At 61.6% G+C, this 4,057-nt stretch carries 3 protein-coding genes and 1 tRNA gene; all 4 read left to right on the top strand.

Annotated elements, in window-relative coordinates:
• On the top strand, positions 1-2,093 hold a 2,093-nt coding region (gene alaS / locus B3P22_RS12040; protein ID WP_296271114.1), incomplete at its 5' end, for an alanine--tRNA ligase.
• A 101-nt stretch (positions 2,094-2,194) separates the two neighbouring features.
• Positions 2,195-3,433 carry an aspartate kinase gene (locus tag B3P22_RS12045; protein WP_275544646.1) on the top strand — a complete coding sequence of 413 codons (1,239 nt, stop codon included), beginning with the start codon at positions 2,195-2,197 and terminating at the stop codon, positions 3,431-3,433.
• Positions 3,434-3,625: 192 nt separating this feature from the next.
• Complete coding sequence (gene csrA / locus B3P22_RS12050; protein ID WP_003244478.1) at positions 3,626-3,811, top strand: carbon storage regulator CsrA; 186 nt, start codon at positions 3,626-3,628, stop codon at positions 3,809-3,811.
• 61 nt (positions 3,812-3,872) lie between these two features.
• Positions 3,873-3,963 (top strand) — tRNA-Ser (locus tag B3P22_RS12055).
• Positions 3,964-4,057: the final 94 nt, after the last annotated feature.

A 4,057-nucleotide genomic window follows, 5' to 3' on the forward strand; every position in this document is an offset into this window, starting at 1 on the left:
GCCCGTGCACCGAGATCTTCTTCGATCACGGCGAGCACATCTGGGGCGGCCCACCCGGCAGCCCGGAAGAGGACGGCGATCGCTACATCGAGATCTGGAACAACGTCTTCATGCAGTTCAACCGCACTGCGGACGGCGTACTGCACCCGCTGCCGGCGCCAAGCGTGGACACCGGCATGGGCCTGGAGCGCATCAGCGCCGTGCTGCAGCACGTTAACTCGAACTACGAGATCGACCTGTTCCAGAACCTGCTGAACGCCGCGGCCAAGGCCATTGGCTGCAGCAACGAAGGCCAGGCTTCGCTGAAGGTGGTGGCCGACCATATTCGCTCGTGCAGCTTCCTGATCGCCGACGGCGTGACCCCGTCCAACGAAGGCCGTGGCTACGTGCTGCGCCGCATCGTGCGCCGTGCCTGCCGTCACGGCAACAAGCTGGGCGCCAAGGGCAGCTTCTTCTACCAGATCGTCGCCGCCCTGGTGGCCGAAATGGGCGAAGCCTTTCCCGAACTCAAGCAACAGCAGGCGCACATCGAGCGCGTGCTGAAGACCGAGGAAGAGCAGTTCGCCAAGACCCTGGAGCAGGGCCTGAAGATTCTCGAGCAGGATCTGGCTGGCCTGCAGGGTAAGGTCATCCCGGGCGATGTGGTGTTCAAGCTGTACGACACCTATGGCTTCCCGGTCGACCTGACTGCCGATATCGCCCGCGAGCGCGAGCTGTCGGTGGACGAAGAGGGCTTCGAGCGTGAGATGGAGGCGCAGCGCGAGCGCGCCCGTTCCGCCAGCGCCTTCGGCATGGATTACAACGCCCTGGTCAAGGTCGACGCCGACACCCACTTCCTCGGCTACGAGGGCACCAGCGGCAGCGGTAAGATCATTGCCCTGTTCAAGGCCGGTGCCGCGGTCGACAGCCTCGCTGAAGGCGAAGAGGGCGTGGTGGTGCTGGATCAGACCCCGTTCTACGCCGAGTCCGGTGGCCAGATCGGTGACTGCGGTTACCTCGAAGGCGCTGGCGTGCGCTTCGACGTGCGTGACACCACCAAGGCTGGCGGCGCCTTCCTTCACCACGGCGTGGTGGCCAAGGGCGGTCTCAGTGTCGGCACCAGCGTCAAGGCCGAGGTCGATGCTGAAGTGCGCCAGGCCACTGCGCTTAACCACTCCGCGACCCACCTGCTGCACGAAGCCCTGCGCATCGTGCTGGGTGACCACGTGCAGCAGAAGGGCTCGCTGGTCAACAGCCAGCGCCTGCGTTTCGACTTCAGCCACTTCGAGGCGATCAAGCCCGAGCAGATCAAGCAGCTCGAGGACATCGTCAACTGCGTGGTGCGCGAGAACACGGCGGTCGAGACCGAGCTTACCGATATCGAAACCGCCAAGGCCAAAGGCGCCATGGCGCTGTTCGGCGAAAAGTATGGCGATGAGGTGCGTGTGCTGAGCATGGGCGGCGACTTCTCCGTCGAGCTGTGCGGCGGTACCCACGTGGCCCGTACCGGCGACATCGGCCTGTTCAAGATCGTCAGCGAGGGCGGCGTCGCGGCAGGTGTGCGTCGTATCGAAGCAGTCACCGGTGCTGCTGCGCTGGCGTACCTCAATGGTGCAGAAGAGCAGCTCAAGGAAGCCGCCTCTCTGGTCAAGGGCAGCCGTGACAACGTACTCGACAAGCTGTCGGCGCTGATCGAGCGTAACCGCCAGCTGGAAAAAGAGTTGGAGCAGCTCAAGGCCAAGGCCGCCAGCGCCGCGGGTAACGATCTGGCCGGCTCGGCGGTGGACGTGAAGGGCACCAAGGTGCTGGCTGCACGTCTCGATGGCCTGGACGGCAAGGCGCTGCTGGCGCTGGTCGACCAGTTGAAGAACAAGCTGGGCAGTGCGGTGATCCTGCTCGGCGGCGTGTTCGAAGAGAAGGTCGTGCTGGTCGCCGGCGTGACTCAGGACCTGACCGCCAAGCTCAAGGCGGGTGACCTGATGCGTCAGGCCGCAGCGACCGTGGGCGGCAAGGGCGGTGGTCGCCCGGACATGGCCCAGGGTGGCGGCGTCGATGCCGGCAAACTGGATGAGGCCCTGGCCCTGGCCGCGACTCTGGTCGAACAGGCTTCGTAGATAGCGTGAAAGCGGGGCCCGCAGTGCGTCCAGCGGGCCTTGGCAGTGTGACCCGATGCGGGTTTAATGGGCGCCCTTGAGGAATCAGGTGGCTTTTTGAAATGGCTTTGATCGTACAGAAGTTTGGGGGCACCTCCGTCGGCACCGTCGAGCGTATCGCGCAGGTAGCCGAGAAGGTTAAGAAGTTCCGCGAGAAGGGTGACGACATCGTTGTCGTAGTTTCCGCCATGAGTGGCGAAACCAACCGCCTGATCGATCTGGCCAAACAGATCACCGACGGCGAGCCGGTTCCGCGTGAGCTGGACGTGATGGTGTCCACCGGTGAGCAGGTGACCATCGCCCTGTTGGCCATGGCACTGATCAAACGTGGTGTGCCGGCGGTTTCCTACACCGGCAACCAGGTGCGCATCCTCACCGACAGCGCCTTCAACAAGGCGCGCATTCTGCAGATCGATGACCAGAAGATTCGTGCCGACCTCAAGGCTGGTCGTGTCGTCGTCGTCGCCGGCTTCCAGGGCGTCGACGAGCACGGCAGCATCACCACCCTCGGTCGTGGCGGTTCCGATACCACCGGCGTGGCCCTGGCTGCGGCGCTGAAAGCCGACGAATGCCAGATCTATACCGATGTCGATGGCGTCTACACCACCGACCCGCGCGTGGTGCCCAAGGCCCAGCGTCTGGAGAAGATCACCTTCGAAGAGATGCTGGAAATGGCCAGCCTCGGTTCCAAGGTGCTGCAGATTCGTTCGGTGGAGTTCGCCGGCAAGTACAACGTCCCGCTGCGCGTCCTGCACAGCTTTCAGGAGGGGCCGGGCACCCTCATTACCCTTGATGAAGAGGAATCCATGGAACAGCCGATCATTTCCGGCATCGCTTTCAACCGCGACGAAGCCAAGCTGACCATCCGTGGGGTGCCGGATATCCCCGGCATCGCCTTCAAGATTCTTGGTCCGATCAGCGCCGCCAACATCGAAGTGGACATGATCGTGCAGAACGTCTCGCACGATAACACCACCGATTTCACCTTCACCGTGCACCGCAACGACTACAACAACGCCCTGGGCGTGTTGCAGAAGACCGCGGACGAACTCGGCGCCCGTGAGGTGGTAGGTGATACCGACATCGCCAAGGTTTCGATCGTCGGTGTCGGCATGCGTTCCCATGCCGGTGTTGCCAGCCGTATGTTCGAGGCTCTGGCCAAGGAGACCATCAACATCCAGATGATCTCCACCTCCGAGATCAAGGTGTCGGTGGTGATCGAGGAGAAGTACCTGGAGCTGGCGGTGCGCGCTCTGCATACTGCTTTCGAACTTGACGCCCCGGCCCGACAGGGTGAGTGATTGATCTGATCCGAAAGGCGCGGCTGGTTCCGCGCCTTTCGTTTTTTTGACCGATTCGCGGGAACTTTCTTTCTGCGCGGGCTGGTCAATACTTGGGTGGAGGCTTTCAGGCTTGTTTTAGCAGGAAGCCGGCACCATTTTCTTTTTGCAGACTGTTGTCCTGAAAAAATGTAATCCGTGAAGGAGAAAGGAATGCTGATTCTGACTCGCCGGGTCGGAGAGACCCTGATGGTCGGTGATGATGTGACTGTCACCGTGTTGGGCGTGAAAGGTAACCAGGTGCGTATTGGCGTCAATGCGCCGAAAGAGGTTGCCGTACACCGTGAGGAAATTTACCAGCGCATCCAGAAAGAGAAGGGTGACGAACCAAGCCACTAATTTTTCTACAAATTTTTGTTTGCAAACGGGGAAAACATGTTTATCATGCGCCCCGTGTTGCGGAGAGGTGGCCGAGTGGCCGAAGGCGCTCCCCTGCTAAGGGAGTACACCTCAAAAGGGTGTCGGGGGTTCGAATCCCCCCTTCTCCGCCATTATTCAGCGAGTCGGGCTAACGCCGGGCTGGCGAATCAACCAGAGGTGATCTGGTATAAAAGCACCATTAAGCGGACTCATAGCTCAGCTGGA

It is taken from the genome of Pseudomonas sp. UBA6323, assembly GCF_002439135.1.
GTDB lineage: Bacteria > Pseudomonadota > Gammaproteobacteria > Pseudomonadales > Pseudomonadaceae > Aquipseudomonas.